General features: G+C 73.3%; 14 protein-coding genes and 1 pseudogene. 3 read left to right on the plus strand and 12 right to left on the minus strand.

Features of this window, described 5'->3' with window-relative positions:
- Position 1: 1 nt before the first annotated feature.
- From ASG87_RS02305 to ASG87_RS02315, 3 genes and pseudogenes are all read right to left on the minus strand, one after another.
- Positions 2-490, minus strand: a pseudogene (locus tag ASG87_RS02305) (response regulator); the annotation flags it as partial.
- Positions 487-1,575 carry a histidine kinase gene (locus tag ASG87_RS02310; protein WP_157510847.1) on the minus strand — a complete coding sequence of 363 codons (1,089 nt, stop codon included), beginning with the start codon at positions 1,573-1,575 and terminating at the stop codon, positions 487-489. The pseudogene ASG87_RS02305 and the gene ASG87_RS02310, both read right to left, overlap by 4 nt.
- Before the next feature lie 89 nt (positions 1,576-1,664).
- On the minus strand, positions 1,665-2,165 hold the full coding sequence (locus ASG87_RS02315; RefSeq protein WP_056000105.1) for a nuclear transport factor 2 family protein: 501 nt from the start codon (positions 2,163-2,165) through the stop codon (positions 1,665-1,667).
- Between the two features lie 178 nt (positions 2,166-2,343).
- On the opposite strand from ASG87_RS02315, the gene ASG87_RS02320 reads away from it, so the two are divergent.
- Both ASG87_RS02320 and treF read left to right on the plus strand, forming a co-directional pair.
- The gene (locus tag ASG87_RS02320; protein WP_056000108.1) at positions 2,344-3,111 is read left to right on the plus strand and encodes a glucose 1-dehydrogenase; all 768 of its coding nucleotides are present in this window, start codon (positions 2,344-2,346) and stop codon (positions 3,109-3,111) included.
- Complete coding sequence (gene treF / locus ASG87_RS02325) at positions 3,111-4,706, plus strand: alpha,alpha-trehalase TreF (RefSeq protein WP_056000111.1); 1,596 nt, start codon at positions 3,111-3,113, stop codon at positions 4,704-4,706. The genes ASG87_RS02320 and treF overlap by 1 nt, the downstream gene beginning before the upstream one ends.
- A 311-nt stretch (positions 4,707-5,017) precedes the next feature.
- Here the strand turns inward: treF and ASG87_RS02330 are convergent, their stop codons facing one another.
- The 7 genes from ASG87_RS02330 to ASG87_RS02360 all read right to left on the minus strand — a co-directional run bounded on the left by ASG87_RS02330 (position 5,018) and on the right by ASG87_RS02360 (position 14,653).
- Complete coding sequence (locus tag ASG87_RS02330) at positions 5,018-5,905, minus strand: DUF72 domain-containing protein (RefSeq protein ID WP_056000114.1); 888 nt, start codon at positions 5,903-5,905, stop codon at positions 5,018-5,020.
- An 86-nt stretch (positions 5,906-5,991) separates the two neighbouring features.
- Positions 5,992-8,139 carry an HlyD family efflux transporter periplasmic adaptor subunit gene (locus ASG87_RS02335; RefSeq protein WP_082582696.1) on the minus strand — a complete coding sequence of 716 codons (2,148 nt, stop codon included), beginning with the start codon at positions 8,137-8,139 and terminating at the stop codon, positions 5,992-5,994.
- Positions 8,140-8,142: 3 nt separating this feature from the next.
- Positions 8,143-9,477 (minus strand): HlyD family efflux transporter periplasmic adaptor subunit, encoded by a 1,335-nt coding sequence (locus tag ASG87_RS02340; RefSeq protein ID WP_056000117.1) that lies wholly within the window; start codon positions 9,475-9,477, stop codon positions 8,143-8,145.
- The gene (locus ASG87_RS02345; RefSeq protein WP_056000120.1) at positions 9,474-10,214 is read right to left on the minus strand and encodes an efflux RND transporter periplasmic adaptor subunit; all 741 of its coding nucleotides are present in this window, start codon (positions 10,212-10,214) and stop codon (positions 9,474-9,476) included. Before ASG87_RS02345 ends, ASG87_RS02340 begins: the two co-directional genes overlap by 4 nt.
- Before the next feature lie 8 nt (positions 10,215-10,222).
- Positions 10,223-11,794, minus strand: a complete 1,572-nt coding sequence (locus ASG87_RS02350) for a TolC family protein (protein ID WP_200948970.1) — start codon at positions 11,792-11,794, stop codon at positions 10,223-10,225.
- A 17-nt stretch (positions 11,795-11,811) separates the two neighbouring features.
- Positions 11,812-13,740 carry a putative Ig domain-containing protein gene (locus ASG87_RS02355; RefSeq protein ID WP_056000123.1) on the minus strand — a complete coding sequence of 643 codons (1,929 nt, stop codon included), beginning with the start codon at positions 13,738-13,740 and terminating at the stop codon, positions 11,812-11,814.
- A gap of 340 nt (positions 13,741-14,080) precedes the next feature.
- Positions 14,081-14,653 carry a DNA-3-methyladenine glycosylase I gene (locus ASG87_RS02360; RefSeq protein ID WP_056000126.1) on the minus strand — a complete coding sequence of 191 codons (573 nt, stop codon included), beginning with the start codon at positions 14,651-14,653 and terminating at the stop codon, positions 14,081-14,083.
- Between the two features lie 101 nt (positions 14,654-14,754).
- Here ASG87_RS02360 and ASG87_RS02365 point away from each other — a divergent pair, with 101 nt between their 5' ends.
- Complete coding sequence (locus ASG87_RS02365; protein ID WP_056000129.1) at positions 14,755-15,639, plus strand: DMT family transporter; 885 nt, start codon at positions 14,755-14,757, stop codon at positions 15,637-15,639.
- Positions 15,640-15,820: 181 nt separating this feature from the next.
- On the opposite strand, the gene ASG87_RS02370 is transcribed toward ASG87_RS02365, so the two are convergent.
- Together ASG87_RS02370 and ASG87_RS02375 are read right to left on the minus strand one after the other, a co-directional pair.
- Positions 15,821-16,780, minus strand: coding sequence for a pyridoxal-phosphate dependent enzyme (locus ASG87_RS02370; protein WP_056000132.1), 960 nt, complete (start codon positions 16,778-16,780; stop codon positions 15,821-15,823).
- Positions 16,777-17,781 carry an aldose epimerase gene (locus tag ASG87_RS02375; protein WP_056000136.1) on the minus strand — a complete coding sequence of 335 codons (1,005 nt, stop codon included), beginning with the start codon at positions 17,779-17,781 and terminating at the stop codon, positions 16,777-16,779. The genes ASG87_RS02370 and ASG87_RS02375 overlap by 4 nt, the downstream gene beginning before the upstream one ends.
- Positions 17,782-17,790: the final 9 nt, after the last annotated feature.

Below are 17,790 nucleotides of genomic sequence, written 5' to 3' on the forward strand. Positions count from 1 at the left end.
NGCCCTGCGCCTCGATCCAGTCGATCTGCGCCGCGTCCACCAGTTGCACGCGCTGGCCCAGCCGCACTTCGAAGCGGCCGGCGTAGGCCGGCGCCGCATGCCCTGCGGCCGGGTCGAGCCGGCGCAGCGCCAGCGCCTGCCGCGCGCGGTCGAGCGCGTCGGCGAAGCGTTCGTCGTCGATCGGCTTGAGCAGGTAGTCGAGCGCGCGCAGGGCGAAGGCGCGCAGGGCGAACTGCGCGTGCGCGGTGAGCAGCACTGCCAGCGGCCGTTCCTGCGGCGGCAGGCGCTCCAGCGCGTCGAGGCCGTTCAGGCCCGGCATCTGCACGTCGATGAAGACCAGGTCGGGCCGCTGCGCGCGCATCGCCGCCAGCGCCGCCTCGCCGTCGGCGCACTCGCCCACCACCGTCACGTCCGGCTGCGCCGCCAGCCGCGCGCGCACGCCGCCGCGCGCCAGCGGCTCGTCGTCCACCACCAGCACGCGCAGGCTCATGCGGGCTGCGCCGCCGCGACGGCACGGAACGGCAGCGCGATGCTCACCTCGCAGCCGCCGTCGTCCGCCAGCGCGAACTCGAAGCGGTGCGCCGCGCCGTACAGCCGCGCCAGCCGCTCGCGCACGTTGCGCAGGCCGATCGCGGCCGGGCGCGTCTCGTCCGCCGCCGCATCCCGCGCGGCCGGCACGCCGTCGTTGCGCAGCGACAGCCGCAGCAGGCCGCCGTCGCGCTCGACCTTGAGCGCCACGCGGCCGGGCTCGGTGCGCGGCGCGATGCCGTGGCGGATCGCGTTCTCCAGCAACGGTTGCAGCAGCAGCGCCGGCACCGCCGCCCGCAGCACGTCGGGGCCGATGCGCAGGTCCAGCGCCAGCCGCTCGCCGAGGCGCACCTTCTCGATGTCCAGGTAGTGCCCGGTCAGCGCCAGTTCCTCGGCCAGCGCCACCTCGTGCGCCTCGCCGCTGTCCAGCGTGGCGCGCAGCAGGTCGCCGAGCCGGGCCAGCATGCGGTTGGCCTCCGGGTTGCGGCGCTCGGCCACCAGGGTGGAGATCGCGTTGAGCGTGTTGAACAGGAAGTGCGGCTGCAACTGGTAGCGCAGCGCGCGCAGCTCGGCATCGCGCGCCTGCGCGGCGATCGCCTGCACGCGCTCGCGCTCGGCCTGCAGCGCGGCGTAGTGGTCGACCATCGCATGCAGCGCGCAGAAGGCGATCAGCGGCAGCCAGCAGCCGTCCACGCCGAACAGGCGCTGCCAGCGGAAGTCCGGCACCAGGCCCCAGTGCAGCGCCAGCCACTGGCCCAGCGCGTTGTTCGCCATCGACATCAGGTAGGCCAGCGCCAGCAGCAGCAACGCCGCCAGCGGCCAGCGCACGCCGCGGCGGCGCAACGCGCGCTGCGCGGCGGCCAGCGGCACGATCCACACCAGGTAGGCCGCCGCGTACAGCACGCGAAACGCCACCGCGCGGCCGTGCCCCAGTTCGGGCAGGGCCATCACCGCCATGCACAGCACCAGCGGCAGGCCGGCCAGCAGCGGCAGCCGGAAGGGAACGTCGGCGCCACGGCGGGCGGCGGGGATGGCGGTGTCGGTCATGGGACGGGATGGGTTTCCGGCGGTGCCGCGGCGGGTCGCGGCCCGCTACTTTAGGGCCGTTCGCCTCCGCACGCGGCCCTGGCCTGACTTCAATGCGGCGGCGGGTTGCTGGAGTACGCCATCGCGCTGATCTTCCAGCCCTCGCCGGTGTTCACCAGTTGCCAGGTTTCGCTGCCGGTGTTGGCGGCCTTGCCGCCGGCAAGGAAGACGAAATCGAAATACACCGAGGCCACCGTGCCGTCGGTCTCGATGCGCACGTTGGAGAATTTTTCCTCGATGGGCTGGCTGCTGTTGCCGACGTAGGCGGCGAAGTCGCGGTAATCGTCCGGGTGGATGCGCTTCAGCTCGGGCCGCCTGGCTTTCAGCGTGCGGTAGGGCGCCTCGCCCAGCACCTCGAACCAGGAACCGCCGGGCAGGAACAGGCCCTCCAGGGTCGCCTTGTCCCTGGCGATGATCGCGGTGCGGAAGCGTTCCACCACCTGCCCGACCTGCGCGTGCGCGTCCGGCGCCGCCGGCGCATCGGCATGCACGCCGGCAGCCAGGACGGCACACAGCGACAGGGCGGACAGCAAGGCAGGCAGCTTCTTCATGGGTATTCCTCCGGTGGTGGCCTGCATCCATTGCACAGGCGCCGGCGCACGTCGCGCCAGCGCGCTGCGGCGAGCCGTGCCCGCCGCGCGGCGAAGCGCGCGCGGCCCCATGCTCGCGGAGCGTTCACGGACCGGCGGCCTACACTCGCCAGCCGACTCGCCAACCAGGGAGAACGGCATGCGTCTGCAGGACAAGGTGGCGCTGGTGACCGGCGCGGCGCAGGGTATCGGCCGCGCGATCGCGCTGCGGCTGGCGCGCGACGGCGCCGCGGTGCTGGTGGAAGACCGCCAGGACAACGCCAGCGCGCAGGAGACCCTCGCCCTGCTGCGACAGCAGGGCGCGCAGGCCGCCCTGCTGGTCGGCGACGTCGGCCAGGTCGCCGATTGCCGCCGCGTGGTCGCCGAGGGCGTCGCGTGCATGGGCCGCATCGACGTGCTGGTGAACAACGCCGGGGTGGAGCGCCGCGCGCCCTTCTTCGACGCGGAGGAGGCCGACTACGACCTGGTGCTCGGAGTGAACCTGAAAGGCCCGTTCTTCCTGTCCCAGGCCTTTGCGCGCCACGTGCGCGAGCGCGGCGGCGGCGGCCGCATCGTCAACGTCAGCTCGGTGCACGAGGAGCTGCCGTTCCCGCACTTCGCCAGCTACTGCGCCAGCAAGGGCGGCCTGAAGATGCTGATGCGCGACCTGGCGATCGAGCTGGCGCCGCTGGGCATCAGCGTCAACAACGTCGCCCCGGGCGCGGTGAAGACCCCGATCAACGCCAAGCTGATGGCGCAGCCGGCGTTGCTCGAGGCATTGCTCGCCGACATCCCGCTGGGCCGGCTGGGCGCGCCGGAGGACGTCGCCGCCGCAGTGGCCTTCCTCGCCGGCGCCGACGCCGGCTACGTCACCGGCACCACCCTCACCGTGGACGGCGGCCTGCTGTGGAACTACAGCGAGCAGTGATGGACGAGCAAGACATCCGCGCCAACGCCGTGAAAGCCGCCAGCGTCGCCCCCGCCGACACGCTGACCCCGGCCGACCGCTACCAGGAACTGTTCACCGCGGTGCAGTTGGGCGGCGTGTTCGACGACAGCAAGACCTTCGTCGACTGCGTGCCGCGCGGCGAGCCGGAACGCATCCTGGATGCCTACCGTGCGCGGTGCGCGCAGGAGGGCTTCGACCTCGGCCGCTTCGTGCAACGGCATTTCGTGCCGCCGGTGGTGCATCGCAGCCACTACGTGTCGGTGCCCGGGCAGCCGCTGCGCGAGCACATCGACGGCCTGTGGGACGTGCTCACCCGGCACCCGCGCGAGCATCCGCCGAACAGCTCGCTGCTGCCGCTGCCGGAACGCTACGTGGTGCCCGGCGGGCGCTTCCGCGAGCTGTACTACTGGGACTCCTACTTCACCATGCTCGGCCTGGCCGAGAGCGGCCGGCGCGGCCTGCTGCGCTCGATGGCGGACAACTTCGCCTACCTCATCGACACCTACGGCCACGTGCCCAACGGCAACCGCACCTATTACCTCAGCCGCTCGCAGCCGCCGGTGTTCGCGCTGATGGTGGAGCTGTTCGAGCAGCACGGCCTGTGCGAGGCGCTCGACTACCTGCCGCAGTTGCGCCAGGAATACGCCTGGTGGATGGAGGGCGCCGACGACCTGCGCCCCGGCGAGGCACGCCGGCATTGCGTGCGGCTGGAGGACGGCAGCCTGCTCAACCGCTACTGGGACGACCGCGACACGCCGCGCGAGGAATCGCACGGCGAGGACGTGGCCACGGCGCAGCGTTCCGCGCGGCCGCCGCACGAGGTCTACCGCGAGCTGCGCGCCGGCGCCGCCTCCGGCTGGGATTTCAGCTCGCGCTGGTGCGACGGCCCGGACGACCTGTCCAGCATCCGCACCACCGCGATCCTGCCGGTGGACCTCAACGGCCTGCTGTACAAGCTGGAGCGGCAGATCGCCCTGCTCAGCCGCGCCGGCGGCGACGACGCGCAGGCGGAGCGGTTCCGGCGGCGGGCCGAGGCCCGCCACGCCGCGATCGACCGGCGGCTGTGGGACGACGAAGCCGGCCTCTATCTCGACTTCGACTGGCAGCGCGACGCGCGGCGCGACGCGTTCACCGCGGCGGCCTCGGCGCCGCTCTACGTCGGCCTGGCCAGCCGGCGGCAGGCACGGCACACCGCCCAGGCGTTGCGCGACCGGCTGCTCCGGCCCGGCGGCCTCGGCACCAGCGAATGCACCAGCGGCGAGCAATGGGACCAGCCCAACGGCTGGGCGCCGCTGCAGTGGCTGGCGATCCGCGGCCTGCGCAACTACGGCGAAACCGCCCTGGCCGACGACATCGCGCAGCGCTGGCTGCACACGGTGGGCCGCCTGTACCAGCGCGAGAGCAAGCTGGTGGAGAAATACGCGCTGCCGCGCCGGCAGGACGACGCGGCCGGCGGCGGCGGCGGCGAATACCCGCTGCAGGACGGCTTCGGCTGGACCAATGGCGTGACCCGCCGGCTACTGCACGAGGACCCGGCGCACCAGGCCAATCGCGCGCGCGCGGCGGGCGGGTAAAGTCTCCGCATCAGAGCTTGTTCAAGGTCTCCCTATCTGACTGGAATTCCCGCACGCTCCCCGCTCGTCATTCCTGCGAAGGCAGGAGGCGCTTTTCAACAGCCGAAGGGCTGGTCATCCAGCGACTTTCCCCTTCCCCAAAACCTAAAGGCACTGGATCCCAGCTTGACCGGCCCTTCGGCCGTTGAAAGCNTGGGGGATACCTGGGAGACTGGAATTTCCCATACTCCCCGCTCGCCATTCCTACGGCTCTCAACGGCCGCTGGGACGACGCTTCGTAAGGGAATACCCGGGGGACTTTGAACAGGCTCTTAGGCTGCGCCGAGCCGGCGCGCCAGGGCCTGCGCGTCGCCCGGCGCCTTCACCTTGGCGTCGTTGTCGAAATAGCAGTACACGTCGCGCGTGGCCCGCCTTGCCGGCGGCCTATCGCCGACACGCACTGCGTCCCGCGGCTGCGCGCCGCGCGCCCAGGCGCGGATGCGCCGCGCCCAGTCGTCCAGCGCGCCGTCCGAATAGCCGCTGGCGTACAGCTCCCGGTCGCCGTGCAGGCGCAGGTACATGAAGCCGGCGGTAACGTCTTCCAGGTACGGCCACTTCCCCGCCGTATCGGCGACCACCAGCGCGACCCGGTGCCGGCGCAGCAGCGCGACGAACTGCGCGCAGGCGAAGCTGGGGTGGCGGACTTCCAGCGCGTGGCGCAACGGGCGCGGGCGATCCGGGGCGAGCAGGGCGCGCGCCTTGAGGTGCGCGTCGTGGCGCCGCGCCAGCGACGCGGCCTGGCCGGTGTCGCGCGGCAGCCGCGCGAGGAAGGCGTCGAACAGCGCCTCGTCGTAGCGCAGGCTGGGCGGGCATTGCCACAGGATCGGGCCGAGTTTCTCGCGCAGCGCGAACACGCCCGAGGCGAAGAAGTTGGCCAGCGCGGTATCGACGTCGCGCAGCCGCCTGGTGTGCGTGATGAAACGCGGCGCCTTCACCGCGAAGCGGAAGCCGCGCGGCGTTTCCGCGTACCAGCGCGCGTAGCTCGACGGCCGCTGCAGGCTGTAGAACGAGCCGTTCAGCTCGATGCTGGCGACCTGGCGCGAGGCGTAGTGCAGCTCCTCGCGCTGCGGCAGGCCCCTGGGATAGAACACGCCGCGCCACGGCGCGTAGCGCCAGCCGGAGATACCGATACGCAGCTTGCCGGTGTGCCGCTTGCCCATGTCCGCCTCGCCCGGGAACGGACCGCCATGCAAGCGCGGCCGCGGTGAGACCGGGGTGACGCGCCGGTGAACGCGCCTGCGCGCGGCTAGAACCCGGCCTCGCGCCGCGCGATCGCGCCGAGCCAGCGCACGCCGCGGCCGAGCAGGCTGCGCGACTCGCCGGCGATCGCCACGCGGCCGTCCGATTCGCGCGGCAGCGCCTGCTTGCGGTCGCAGCCGTCGAAGCGCACGCGGAAGGTCGATTCCAGCGGCGCCAGCGTGCCGTCCGGGCGCCGCAGGCTGGGGATCTCGCCGCCGTAGACGCTGGCGACGCTGGCCTCGTCGAGCGCGGCCAGGTTCAGCCGGTCGATGCCGCTGACCGTGCAATGCACGTCCTGCTGTTCCGGCAGGCTGGCGAGGAAGGTGACCCGCTGGCCCGGCTGCAGCCGCGGCAGCGCCGCCTCGCCGACGAAGGCATTGCCCTTCACGCCGTCGCCGCCGACCACGCCGAGCAGCGCCTCGCCGCCCTTCAGCCACTCGCCCGGATGCAGCGTCGGGTCGAGGTCGACCACGCGGCCGGCGAATGGCGCGCGCAGGCTCAGCCGGGCCTGCTCGGCGCGATAGCCGGCGACCGTTGCGCGCGCGGTTTCCCAGCGCTTGCGCAGGGCGGGGCCGAGCGCGCGCAGCTCGTCGTCGAACGGCTGCTGCTCGACCTGCCATTGCAGCCGCGCGGCGTCTTGCTCGGCGCGCTTGAGCTGGTAGTCCAGCTCGGGCGATTCCAGTTGCGCCAGCAGCGCGCCCGCGGCGACCTGCCCGCCCTCGCGCACCGCCAGCTCGCGCAGCCGCGCCGGGCGCGGCGTGTACACGGTCTGCGCCAGCGCCTGGCCGAGCACCGCCGGTGCACGCACCGCGCCCTGCCACGGCACCAGCAGCACCAGCGCGAGCAGGCCGGCGAGGATCGCCGTGCGCACGGTCGCGCGCTGCCAGCGCAGCTCGCCGCGGCGGCGCCACCACACCGCCAGCTCGCGCGCGATCGGCAGCACCAGGAACCAGCCGATCTCCACCGCCATCAGCAACAGGCCGAGTGCGCGGAAGAAGAAATGGAACACCAGCAGGGCGATGGCGAGGAACAGCACGAAGCGGTACAGCCAGGTCGCCAGCGCGAAGCCGATCAGGAAGCGCCGGTGCCGCTCCGGCAGCGGCTCGGGCGGCGCGTCGCCGAAGCCGAACAGCCGCTCGCGCAGCCACCAGCGGCCGAGCGCGAAGGTGCGCTCGTGCAGGTTCGGTACGTTGAGCCAGTCCGACAGCAGGTAGTAGCCGTCGAAGCGGGTGAACGGGCTGGCGTTGATCGCCAGCGTCACCAGCCAGGTGCTGGTGGCGAGCATGAACACGCCGGCGCGCAGCGGGCCGTCCGGCAGGAAGTTCCACAGCAAGGTGGCGTACGCGGCCAGCATCAGCTCGGCCAGCACGCCGGCCGCGCCGATCTGCAGCCGCGCGCGGCGCGACGGCAGCTTCCACGCCTCGTTGGTGTCGGTGTACAGCACCGGCCACAGCACCAGCAGCGCGATGCCCATGGTCGGCACGCGGCAGCCGTGGCGGTAGGCGGTGAACGCGTGGCCGAGCTCGTGCAGCACCTTGGCGAAGCTCAGCGCCACGCCCAGCCCGAGCAGGCCCTGCCAACTGGTGTAGGCGCGGAAGGTGTGCGCGAAGCTGTCCCACTGGCGCGTCACCAGGTACAGCCCCAGCGCCGCCACGCCCAGCGTGAACCACCAGAAGCCGGGCCGGTAGACGAAGCCGATCCACGGCGAGGCCCGCCGCAGGAACGGCATCGGCCGTACCAGCGGCACGCGCAGGAACAGATAGTTGTTGAGCAGCCACTTCGGCAGCGACAGCCGGCGCCGCGCCGCCGCTTCGTTGAGCCGCGCCGTGTCGGCGGGCGTAGCCGCCACGGTCAGGTGGTGCTCGGCGAGGAACTGCGCCAGCGCGACCACGTCCGCCGCCTCGACGTCGAGCGTGGTCTCCTCGTTCACCACCGCCGCGATCGCCTCCGCCTCGCCCAGCGGCCAGCGCGAGAGGATCTCGAAGGCGGCCCAGCTCAACTGGTAGAAGCGGTTGGCGGCCGGGTCGTGCAGCGTCCAGTTGGGCACGCCGTCGGGCGTCGCCGGCGCGGCGTTGAGGCTCAGCTCCTGGCGCAGCGGCGGCAGCGGATGCGCCGGGGCGGACGGCGTCGATGCGGGCGCGGGCCGGTCCGGCATGCCTCAGCCCAGCCGCTGGCGCAGCGCGGCCAGCGGCCGGCGCAGCACGTAGTAGATCAGCGGCACGCGCCCGGCATACAGCCTCGCGGTGCCCATCAGGCCCAGCCAGGGGCGCGCCTCGCCGTCGGCGAAGTGCGCCTTGACCCGGTAGGCGAGGATGCCGTCGTCGGTGGGCGCGGCCTTGTACGCCACGCTGTCGACGGTGGCGCGGTAGGCGGTGAACGGCGAGGCCTTCGGATAGAAGGTGACCTCGGCGCCCGGCTTCAGCGCGATCTGGTCGCCCACCGAGAGATAGCCGGTCAGCTCGACGCGCGAGGGGTCGGCCAGCACCAGCACCTTCTCGCCCACTCCCACCGCCTTGCCGGTCCAGTCGTTGACGTCGGCGAACACCGCCACGCCGTCGCGCTCGGCCTTCACCTCGACCCGCGCGAGCTGGTCGGCGGTGTACGCCATCTCCACCGACTTCTGCTGCAGGTCGGCCAGCCGCTGCGCCATCTCCAGCTTGCCCTTGTCGTCGGTGACCGCAAGCTGGGCGCTCTGCCGGTACTCCTCCTGCGCCGCCTCGTAGGCCTTGCGCGCGCTGGCATAGCGGCTGCGCAAGGTGGTCGCGTCCAGGTCGAACAGCAGGTCGCCGGCCTTCACCGGCTGGTTCGGCACCACCTTGAGGCGGTCGATCACGCCGTCCAGCGGCGCGCGCACCACGAATGGATCGACCGGCGTGACCTCGGCCGGCGCCAACGCCGACAGCCGCACCGGGATCGCGCAGACCACCAGCAGGGCGACGATCAGCCGCCACATCACCTTGCGCGTGCGCAGCCGCGCCCACGCCTTGCGCCACAGCCGCTCGCGCGGTCGCAGCGCGTACAGCGCGTGGCCGAGCAGCGCGCCCAGCTCGCCGGCCAGCGCCAGTTCTTCCTCGCGCCAGGGCTGCTCGCGCGCCAGCAGCAGCACGCCGTGCGGGCCGAGGCCGCCGTAGCGCATGGGCAGCGCCAGCGCATGCGCCGGCAGCCAGCCGCCCCATTCCTCGGCCAGCAGCGCCGGCAGCGCGGCCGCTTCGACCGCGCGCGGCGCCGGCACCGGCCCCAGCGCGCGGAACAGCCGCCCCAACCACTGCACGTACGGCGCGGTGGGATCGACCTGCGGCACGCCGGACAGGGCGGTGACCCGGCTCACGTTGCCATCCAGCCACAGCGCGGCCTGGCGGTAGGCCAGCACCGAGCGCGTCTCGTTGACGGCGACGAAGCCCAGCTCCTGCACGGTCGATACCGCGCGGGCGCGCTGGCCGAGCTGCAGCAGGCCGAGCAGGCCCTGGACGGAGGCGTGGCTGACGTCGCTCATCGCTGGTTCGGGAAGCTGGCCCAGCCGCTCATGCCGGGCAGCAGCTCGGCCGGCGCGCCGTCGATGCGGCCGCTGAGGTTGACGGTCTGGCTGACCGGGTCGATCCGCGCGCCGATGCGCACCACCTGCGCCGGGTAGTCGCGGTCCAGGTCGTCCACATGCACGGTGAAGCGGGCGCCAGGCTTCAGCCCGGCGAGCCAGCGCGAGGGCACGATCAGCTTCACTTCGAGCGCGCCGGTGTCGAGGATCTCCAGCAGCGGCTTGCCCGCCGCCACGTACTCGAACGGCGCCGCCTCGCGCTTCGCCACGCGGCCGGCGAACGGCGCGCGGATGCTGCACTTGCCGACCGTGGTGCGCATGTAGGCGGCGTCCGCGGCAGCCTCCTTCGCGCGCGCCTCGGCCTGGGCCGCCTCCAGCTCGCCGACCGAGCGCAGCCCGGCCAGCTTGCGGGTCACCGCCAGCTCGCGCGCGGCGGCGGCGGCGGTGGCTTCCGCCTTGCGCTGCTGCGCCTGGTACAGGCCGCAGTCGAACGCCACCAGCAGGTCGCCCTTGGCGAAGGCGTCGCCCTCCTTCAGCGGCAGACGGGCGATCTTCGCCGCCACTTCGCTGGAGATCGTCACGTCGTTCTGCGCGACCAGTTGGGTGCGGATGCGGCCCGCCGCGTCGGCGCCGTCGTCGCTGTCGCCGGCGGCGGCGGCGGCCGCCATCGACAGGCTCATCAGGGTGGTTGCGATCATCAACGGCTTCACTGCTTGGATGCCTCTGCGCTTGGCACGGCGGGATTGTCCCATTGCCGGCGGGTGTCGCGGATCGCCCGCTCCAGCGCAGGCAGGTCGTGGCCGGTCACCGTCTCGGGCACCGGGTCCAGGCCCAGCGAGGCGATCATCTGGCCGTAGGCGCCCTGGTAGGCGGCGTAGCTCTGGTACAGCTTCAGCTCCGACATCAGCGCGCTGGTGGCGGCGCGGATCTCGCTGAGCTGGCCCTGCGCGCTGGCCTGCGACGCGTTGCGGGTGTGCTCGAGGATGCGCTGCTCGACCTCGCTCAACTGGCGGGTCAGCTCGAACTGCTGCTTGCGGCTGGCGTAGTCGATCCAGGCCACGTGCACCTGGGTCAGCACCGCCATGTTGAGCGCGAGCCGCTGCTCGCGCGCGAGCTGGTACTGCGCGTTCGCCGCCGCCTTGATGCGCCGGGCGTTGAGCAGGTTGAGCAGGTTCCAGCTCACCCGCAGGCCGGCATCGCGCCAGGCGTTGTTCACCAGGAAGCTGTTGCTGTCGTAGTGCGCGCCCACTTCCAGCTCGACGCCGGGCAGCAGCCGCGCCATCGCCTTGTGCGTTTCGTTGAGGCCGATGCGCTCGGTGTATTCGGCCTCGGCCAGTTCCGGCCGGTTGAGCAGGGCGACCTCTTCCATGCGCTCCGGCGCGATCGACAGCGCGGGCAGGTCGAAGCCGTCCGGCACGGCCAACTGATAGGGCTTGCCCGGCTCCAGGTTCATGATCGAGGCGAGCTTGGGCTTGGCCTGCAGCAGCTCGTCGCGGATCGTTTCCAGCTGCAGCACCAGGTCGAGCAGCTCGCGCTGGTAGGCCAGCGCCTGCAGCGGGTCCTTCAGGCGCTCGCGCTCGATCGTGCGCGAATCGCGCAGCGCCTGCTGCGCCTGCGCCAGCAACGGGTCGAACTGCGCCTGCAGCTTCTGCGCGCCGGCCGCCTGCCAGTACGCCTGGCGCGTCTGCTGCATCAGCAACTGCACCACCTTGCGGCGACGCTCGCGCGCGGCCAGCACGCGGTCGGCCTGCTGCTTGGCCCCGTAGTAGCTCACCCCGAAGTCGAGCAGGTTCCAGGAAAAGCCCAGGTCGCCGCGCAGCGCATGGCGCTCGCTGGAGGTGGACGGCACCAGCGACTGCTGCCCGGTGGTGATGTCCTGCGAGGACGCGGCCAGCACGTTGTCGCGCACGGTGTAGCCGGCGGCGGCGGTGAGCGTGGGCAGCAGGTCGACGTTGGACAGGTCGAGCTGGCGCTGCGCCATCGCCTGTTCCATCAGCTTCACGCGGCTGTCGAGGTTGTACTTGAGCGCGCGCGCCATCGCCTCGTCGAGGGTGATCGGCCCGTCCACCGGCGCCTGCCCGGCGGCCATCGCCTGGCGGTCGGCCGGCAGCATCGCGGCGCGCTGCTCGGCCGACAGCGGTCGCGGGCGCACGACGCAGCCGGCCAGCGCGGCGGCGGCCAGCGCGGCGGCGGCGATCTTCCAGGGCGCCGCCGCGAAGCAAGGCAGGCGGCGGCACGGGGTGGAACGGGGCGGCATGGCGGCGAGCGTCGGGGCCATCCCGGCATTCGGTCGCGTCAAGGGTGCACCCCGGCCGTGGCCGGCAACTGCCGCGCGACCGCCAGCCGGCGCAGCAGCAGCGCCGGGTCCTGCCCGGCCGGCTGGCGCTGCTGGCCGAACTGCGCATGCAGCGCCGGCTTCGCCGGCGGCTCCTGCGCGGCGCGCTCCTGCACGGCATGCTCCGGCGCGCGGTGCGGCCGCTCGGCATTCGTCCCGGCGCCGTCCCGCGCATGGATGACCAGCTCCAGCGGCAGCGTGCGCTGCACGCCGCTGGCGTCGCGGACCACCAGCTCCAGCGGCAGGCGGCCGTCGAAGCCGCGCGGCGCGACGCCTTCGAGCGTGCCGGCCACCGGATCGAACAGCAGCCACGCCGGCAGGGCGCGGCCGTCGGCCATGGCGACCTGCACCACGCGGGTGCCGCCGGACAGGCCGCCCGGCAGGCGCACGCTGAACGCGCGGCCGGCCTCGATCGGCGGCGGGGGCGGCGGCACGGCATGGTCCGGTGCGGGCTTCTCGACCAGGTGGGGCACGCCGTCCGGCAGCGCGCGCAACGCCGCCAGCACGCCGGCGGTATCCGCCACCGGCGGCGCGAACGCGCGCGCCGGCGCCGCGTCGCCGAAATAGATCGTGGGCAGCCGGGCCGGCTGCAGCGCGTCCAGCGTGGCGGCGGCGCCGTCGTGGGCGAACCGTGCCGCCGCGGCCATGGCCCCGGGCGCGGCGAGGATCACCGGGGTGACACCGCCGATCTGGGTGGCCGTGCCGGTGCCGCCCAGGGCGAGCGCATTGCCGGCCCGGTCGGTGACCCGCGGATTGCCGGCGAGCAGGTCCAGCCGCAGGCTGCCGGTGCCGCCCACGCCGTCGATGAACACCGCGTAGGTATGGCTGTCCAGCCGGCTCACCGAGGCGACCCGGCCATGCGCGTTGCCGGTGCTGGCCAGGGCGAAATCGTCGAGGCCGAGGCCGTCGATGGCCTCGTCGAAACGCACGGTGTAGCGCAGACCCTGCTGCCCGCTGGTGGGGCCGTCGATGCCGCTGCCGATCTCCACCACGTACGGCGCGCGGGTGTCGATGCGCACCTGCGACTCGGCGAACGCGGCGTGCGGCCGCGCTGGCTCGAGCAGGTTGCCGGCGCCGTCGCGCAGCGACGCGCCCGCCAGGCCGGCGCCGTCGCCCAGCGCGATCCCCACCGGTTCGTTGACGCCCGGCTGCACGATGTAGCGGAAGCGCAGCGCCGTACCGCCGGCGCCATCGACGTAGTCGGCATCCACCGCGCTGCCGTCGTGCAGCAGCAGGGTCAGGTGCGGCGCGCCTTCCTGCGGATCGAACCGCACCGCCTCGCTGGTGTGCACCACGAAGTCCAGCGCGGCGCCGGCGCGGTAGTCGCCGCTGGCCGGCATCTCCACCCCGGTCACGTACGGCGCCACCGCGTCGATGCGCACGCCGCCGGCGTCGAGCTTGCCCAGTTCGAGTCCGGCTGCCTGGCCGGCGGCGTCGTGCAGCCTGGCCCCGTGCGGATCGATCCGCGCGCCGACGTCGATGCCGTCGGCGTCGAGTTCGCCTTGCTGCACCACGTGGCGGAACAGCAGCACGTCGCCGCCGGAGCCGCCGGCGTAGTCGGCGTGGACGACGCGGCCGTCGTCGAGGGTGATCGCGATGCGCGGCGTGCCGCCGCGGGTATCGACCACGGTCGGCGCGCTCATGTGCACGCCGAACTCCAGCGCCTGGCCCGCCGCGTAGGTGGCGTCGGACGGCAGGTCGACGCGGGTCACCGTGGGCGCGCGGGCGGCGCTATCGGCCGCCGCCGCGGCGGCCGTGGCATGGACGGCCGGCGCCGGCTCGGCCGCCGGATGCTCGGCGACCGGGTGCGGCGCCGGCTCGGCGTGCGGCGCCTCGGCCAGGGTGGCGGCCAGCGCGCCGTCGAACATCAGGCGCGGTTCCAGCGCCATCGCCAGCGGACGACGCGCCGGCGTTCCCGGGCGCGGGAGCCTTTCTGTCTTGCGTGTCCACCATGTCATCCGAGTCGCCCTATGGTTGCAGCGGCCCCTGGCCGCACCGCCCTGATGCGCGGGTCGCGCACGCATGGCCGCCGCGGCTTCCCGCCGGCATGGCGATCATGCGTCCTGCTGGAAAACGTCCGACCGGCGTTCCGTGCGTCGTGGTGTCCTTGGCCCCGTCCCGCGGCCCGGCCTGCCGGCCGTGCGCCGCATCGCGCGCAGAGGCGCGCTATGGTGCCATAACCGCGCCCCGGGCACCCGCCGGGAAAACCCCCGCGAGGCGGCGGCCCGATCAGGCCATCTTGCGCACCTGCGCATGGCGGAAGCAGCCGACGAGGTGGTCGTTGACCATTCCGGTCGCCTGCAGCAGCGCATAGCAGATGGTGGTGCCGACGAAGCGGAAGCCGCGCTTCTTCATCGCCTTGCTCATGCGGTCGGACAACGGCGTGCTGGCCGGCACCTCGCTGCGGTCCTTCCAGCGGTTCTGCAGCGGCCGGCTGTCGACGAATGACCACAGGTAGGCGTCCAGGCTGCCGTGCTCGGCGACGACCTCCAGCACGGCGTTCGCGTTGTCGCGCGCGGCCTCGACCTTGAGCCGGTTGCGGATGATGCCCGGGTCGAGCAGCAGCTTTTCCAGCTCGCGATCCTTCATCGCGGCCACGCGGGCGATGTCGAAGCCGTGGAACAGCCGGCGGTAGTTCTCGCGCTTGGCCAGCACGGTGCGCCACGACAGCCCGGCCTGCGCGCCCTCCAGGCAGAGGAACTCGAACAGCGCGTCGTCGTCGTGCAGCGGCGTGCCCCACTCGGTGTCGTGGTAGGCGCACATCAGCGCATCGTCGGCGGCGGCCCAGTGGCAGCGTTGCATAGAGGTTCTCCGTGGAAGCGGCCAATGTAGCGCAGCCGCGCCCGGCGCGGCTTTGCGGCATCGGCGAAAGGTACACTCGCGGTTTTCCAGCGCCGACGCCGATGCCCACGCCCTCCGCCTCCGCCCGCGGCGCCCTGCTCGCGCTGCTCGCCACGATCGGCCTGTGGGCCTATAGCTGGGTGGTGATGAAGCAGGTCCTGGCCTATGCCGGGCCGTTCGATTTCGCGGCGATACGCTACCTGCTCGGCGCCGCGGTGCTGTTCGCCGCGATGCTGCTGGCGCGGCAGTCGCTGAAGCCGCCGCCGCTCGCGCCCACGATCCTGATCGGCCTGTGCCAGACCGCCGCCTTCCAGGGGCTGGAGCAATGGGCGCTGGTCAGCGGCGGCGCCGGCCACGTGGCGCTGCTGGCCTACACCATGCCGTTCTGGGCGGTGCTGCTGGCCTGGCTGGTCCTGCGCGAGCGGCCCACCCGCCGGCACTGGCTGGGGCTGGCGCTGGCGGCGCTGGGCCTGGTCTGCATCATCGAGCCGTGGCGCGGGCTGGGCAACGCGGCGAGCACCGCGCTGGCGATCGCCGGCGGCGTGGCCTGGGCCGCGGGCACGGTGCTGAGCAAGCGGCTGTTCCGCCGTCACGCGGTCTCCGCGCTGGGCCTCACCGCCTGGCAGATGCTGGCAGGCGGCGTGGCACTGGGCGCGGTCGCGCTGGCGGTGCCGCAGCGGGACATCGAGTGGAGCGGCGCCTTCGTGGCGGGCCTGGCCTACAGCGTGCTGATGGCGTCCAGCCTGGCCTGGTGGCTGTGGTCGATCGTGCTGCGCCGGCTGCCCACCACGGTCGCCAGCGTGAGCAGCCTGGGCGTGCCCATCGTCGGCGTGCTGCTGGCATGGGCGATCCTGCACGAGCGCCCGACGGCGATGGAATGGCTGGGCATCGTCTTCGTGCTGCTCGGCCTGTGCGCGGTGAGCGGCCTGCGCCTTCGGCGGCGCTGACCGGATACGGGTTCGCTGGCGGCCTGCGGCGCGATGGCGTGGCAAGCGCCACGGGCCACTGCGCCAATCGCCTCCACGACGCGGGCATCCCGGCCCCGCCTCGCCTATTGGCTGGATCGCCGGGCCATGGCGCCAACGGCGATAGGCCACGGGATCGCTGGGGAAGCGGCGGCGCCCCGGCTCAATCGCGCCAGGGCAAGGCGTCGAGGTCGACGTTGCCGCCGGTGAGCACCACGCCCACCCGCCTGCCCGCGAAACGCCGCGACTGCTTGAGGATCGCCGCCAGCACGGTGGCGCTGGACACCTCCACCACCAGCTTCAGCTCGGACCACAGCAGGCGCATCGCGGCCACGGTTTCCTCGTCGCTCACCGTGATCACGTCCACGCGATGCGCGCGCAGCGCGTCGAGGTTGGATTCGCCCACCAGCGCGCGCAGGCCGTCGCAGACCGTCTCCGGCACCACGCCGGTGACGCGCCGGCCCGCCTCCAGCGAGCGCGCCGCGTCGTCGGCGCCGGCCGGCTCGGCGGCGAACAGCGCGAGGTCCGGCCTGAGCGCATGCGCGGCGGTCGCCACGCCCGCGGCCAGCCCGCCGCCGCCCACCGGCGTGATCAGGGCGTCCAGCGCCGGCGCCTGGTGCAGCAGCTCCAGCGCGATCGTGCCCTGCCCCGCCATCACCCGCGTATCGGCATAGGGATGGACCAGGGTCGCGCCGGTCCGCGCCTGCACCTCGGCGCACATCGCCTCGCGCGCGGCCTGGTTGGGCGCGCAGCGGTGCAGGGTGGCGCCGGCGCGCGCGATGGCGTCGAGCTTGGCCTGCACCGCGCCTTCGGGCACCACCACGTGCGCCTGGATGCCGCGGGTGGCGGCGGCCAGCGCCAGCGCATTGCCGTGGTTGCCGGAGGAATGCGTGACCACGCCGCGCGCGGCCTCCCCGTCCGCAAGCGACCACACCGCATTGCAGGCGCCGCGGAACTTGAACGCGCCGCCGCGCTGCAGGTTCTCGCACTTGAAATGCAGCTCGGCGCCAGCCAGCGCGTCCAGCGCCTCGCTGCGCAGCACCGGCGTGATGCGCGCATGCGGCGCGATGCGCGCGGCGGCATCGCGGATCTGCCCGATCGTGGGCAGCGTCGTCGTAGTCATGGCAACTCGATCTCCACTCCGCAACGGAAGCGCCGTTCGACGCCGGGTTCCAGCCGGATCGCGCCGGCGCAGTCGGGCCGGTTGAACGCGTCGCTCCAGCTCTCCATCGGCTCCAGCGCCACCGAGCCGCGCGCGCCACGCTTCACCGTGTCGGCGGTGAACACGAGGGTGATGCCGGACTCCTGCCACATGGCGACCGCCAGCCCGCTGGCCGGATCGCGCAGGCGCGCGCGGCACAGGCCGTCGGCGTCGCGGCGCAGCCCGGCATAGGCCAGGTCGAGGCGGCGCGCGCCGATCGGCTGCATCGTCCGGAAGTCCAGCGCCGGCGCCTGCTCCAGCGGCACGGTCGCGGCCGCGCCCGGCAGGGGGATGGAATCGGCGTCGGTGCGGACCAGGGCGTCGGCGGGCACCTGCAGCTCCCACGCGTCCGGCGGCGTGTCGCCCACGCGGAAATACGGATGCCAGCCGAAGAAGCACGGCGCCGCCGTCGCGCCGGCGTTGCGCATGCGCACGTCGAGCGCGAGCCCGCGCGCATCCAGCACGTAGCGCACCGACAGGTCGATCGCGTGCGGATAGCCCGGATGCGCGCCGGGACGGATCGCCGAGGTCGCCAGCTCGACCCAGGCGGCGTGCTCGTCCGCGCCCACATCGACCGGCTCGAAATCCACCCCGCGCACGAAGCCGTGCCGGATCCCGCGCTGCGCCCCTTCGACGCCGGGCTGCATGTCCTGCCCGACGCCGTCGAAGACGTAGCGCGCCCCGGCGATGCGGTTGGCGAAGGGCGCCATCACGGCGAAGCGCGAGCCCGACAGGCTTTCCAGCTCGCCCGCGTCGCGGTAGCCGTCGGCAAGCTCATGGCACGTGCCGCCCAGCCGTTGTTCGATCGACAGCACGGTGGCGCCGCGGTGGGCGATGCGCACGCAGCGCCCGCGCGCGTCGTCGCGCAGCACCGCGACGGGATGCGTCCCGAAGGTGTCGCGTCCGGTACCGAAACCGCCCATGGAGCTTGC

The sequence above is a fragment of the Frateuria sp. Soil773 genome (assembly GCF_001428405.1).
Taxonomy (GTDB): Bacteria; Pseudomonadota; Gammaproteobacteria; order Xanthomonadales; family Rhodanobacteraceae; genus LMSL01.